Annotated in this window: 3 protein-coding genes and 1 pseudogene; 3 read left to right on the forward strand and 1 reads right to left on the reverse strand. The window is 69.1% G+C overall.

What is annotated here, in order from left to right; genetic code table 11:
• A pseudogene (locus G6023_RS06685) lies at positions 1-200 on the forward strand (NAD(P)-dependent oxidoreductase); the annotation flags it as partial.
• A gap of 10 nt (positions 201-210) precedes the next feature.
• Here the strand turns inward: G6023_RS06685 and G6023_RS06690 are convergent.
• A complete protein-coding gene (locus tag G6023_RS06690; protein WP_182634599.1) occupies positions 211-996 on the reverse strand; it encodes a lysophospholipid acyltransferase family protein in 786 nt (261 codons plus the stop codon).
• 81 nt (positions 997-1,077) lie between these two features.
• On the opposite strand from G6023_RS06690, the gene G6023_RS06695 reads away from it, so the two are divergent.
• Complete coding sequence (locus tag G6023_RS06695) at positions 1,078-1,770, forward strand: sirohydrochlorin chelatase (RefSeq protein WP_182634601.1); 693 nt, start codon at positions 1,078-1,080, stop codon at positions 1,768-1,770.
• Positions 1,771-1,912: 142 nt separating this feature from the next.
• A complete protein-coding gene (locus tag G6023_RS06700; RefSeq protein ID WP_067715382.1) occupies positions 1,913-2,257 on the forward strand; it encodes a histone-like nucleoid-structuring protein Lsr2 in 345 nt (114 codons plus the stop codon).
• Positions 2,258-2,421: the final 164 nt, after the last annotated feature.

Raw genomic sequence — 2,421 nt, forward strand, 5'->3', positions numbered from 1 at the left:
TGACGGAGCTCGACGACGACGTCGAGGTGCTCGAGACCGGTCCCGGCCTGCCCGCCGCCCGCGTCGCCGAACTGGTGGCGACGAGGTACGCCGCGGGACACGGGGTCGTGCGGATCGCGGCGGCGGCCACCCTGGCCGCGCGGGCCCGCGAACTCGACGCCGTCGGGGTGGAGTTCGAGGTCGTCCCCGGCGTGGTCTGAGAAGTTTCGTCTAGCCCCAGGCGGCGGTGAGGGCGTCGTCGATACCGTCCCGCACCGCGCCACGCACCTCGTCGATCGCCGGCGGGGCCCCCGGGTCCTCCCATACGATGGGCCGGCCCGCGGCCAGCACCGGGCGTCGCGGTGGTGTCCTGGCGTGCTCCCGCCCGTGGTAGACGATCCCGACCGGCAGGACCGCCACCCGGCCGTCCTCCTCGCGGACCCCGCGGACCATCTGGCCCACCCCCTTCTTGACCGAGCCGAGACGGAGCGTGCGCAGGTCGTCGGCCGAGGAGTTGGTCCCCTCGACGAACGTCAGGACCACGCCGCCCGAGGTGAGACGATCCACGCAGAGACCGATGAGCCGGGCCGCCGCCGCGTCGTGCACCTCCCGAGCCGTGCCCTGGTAGTTCTTGGCCCGGAACACCGGGACCGTCCCCGTGTACTCGAACACCGGACGCAGCGGGCCCCGGAAGAGCGGATCCTTGGTCAGGCCGGTGCCGCTCGACAGGAACCGGACCCGCTTGTCGAACACGCCCGAGGCCAGGACGAACGGGTCGTGCTTGGACGGGTGGTTGGCGGCGACGACGATCCCCACCCCGGCGTCGTGGAGACGGTGCAGCTCGGACACGGTCTCCGGCGCGATCCGCAGCTCGGGGGCATAGACGGCCCCGACGAGGGCCAGCAGCGGGTGGGTGAAGCCGTCGCGCCGACGCCCCGGGCCGTAGAAGTCGTACACGGCCTCCCAGTTGGCCACGGTCACCTCTGGCCGCGCACCCCGCCTGCCGCCTGCGTTCATCCCCCCAGTGTCGCCGAGCGGGTGCCGCCCCGCACCCGGATTGCGGCATGCTCGAAGGGTGAACGCTCCCGGGATGACGTCATGAGCCCCCGCCTCCTGCTGGTCGCCCACGGCACCCGGGCGGCGGCCGGCCGCCGCGTCCTGGGTCGGGTCCTGCTGGAAGCGCGTAAGCAGCTGCCCGGCGTGGACTGCCGACTCTCCTGGGTGGACGTCCAGTCACCCGGCCCGGGCCGGATCCTCGCCGACGGCGCACCGACGGTCGTGGTCCCGGCCTTCCTCGCCCGCGGTTACCACGTCACCCACGACGTCGGGCAGGCCTGCCGCGACGCCCCCGGACCGGTCGTCCAGACGCCGCACCTCGGCGCGGAACCGGAGGTCGTACGGGCCCTGATGCAGCGGCTCGCCGAGGCCGGCGCGGTGGGGGCATTCGGCGCGGACGCCGTGGTCCTGGGAGCGGCGGGGAGTAAGAACGCGTCGTCGATCGCGGAGACGAGGGCGCTCGCCGACAGGCTCTCCGACCTCATGGGCGTGCCGGTGACCTCCGGTTTCGCCTCCGCGGCGGTCCCGACCGTCGCCGAGGCGGTCGAACAGTTCCGCACCGGGGGGCGACGTCGGGTGGCGGTCGCGACCCACCTTCTCGCCCCCGGTTTCTTCGCCGATCGAATGGCCGCGGCAGGCGGGGATATCGTCTCTCCGCCACTCGGCGCACACCCGGAGATCGTCGATCTCATCGTGCGGAGGTATCGCGAGAATTCCGACTCTTTCGGCCACTGAACAACTGTGGAATATCCCCGAAAAGTTCAGCACTGAAAACATTGTCGAGAAGCGTTATCCAAAACATACGTGTGCGTATGTCGACTTCCCTGTGCATAATGTCTTCATATAGAGAACAGAGCCGGCCAAGGGAGAAGAACACATGGCACAGCAGTTCCAGGTGCAGTACATCGACGACCTCGACGGAACGGATCTCGGCAGCGACGCCAATACGATCACGTTCGCATTTGACGGTAAGGAATACACGATCGACCTCAGCGACGAGAATGCTGAGAAATTCCGCGAGGTAATGGCTCCGTACGTGGAGAACGGCCATCGTGTCTCGTCCAGTGGCAAGGCCAAGCCTGCACGCCGGGCCGCGGCCAAGTCGTCGTCGTCGGGCGATACCAAGGCGATTCGCGAATGGGCCCGCAGCAACGGTTACGAGGTCTCCGACCGCGGCCGAATTCCGTCCGACATCATGGACGCCTACGCCGCGGCTAACTGATACGGACACCGGTCTGTACGAACAACACCCGGACGCGGACCAACCCTGTCGCCACTCGACGAGGCGGCGAGCTGGAATCGCGCACAAAGTAAGGCCCGTAGTCCCCGCGAGGGGCTGCGGGCCTTTCTTTTCGCACGCTGACCTTTTCGCACGCTGACCTTTTC

Source organism: Dietzia sp. DQ11-71 (genome assembly GCF_014144995.1).
GTDB lineage: Bacteria > Actinomycetota > Actinomycetes > Mycobacteriales > Mycobacteriaceae > Dietzia > Dietzia kunjamensis.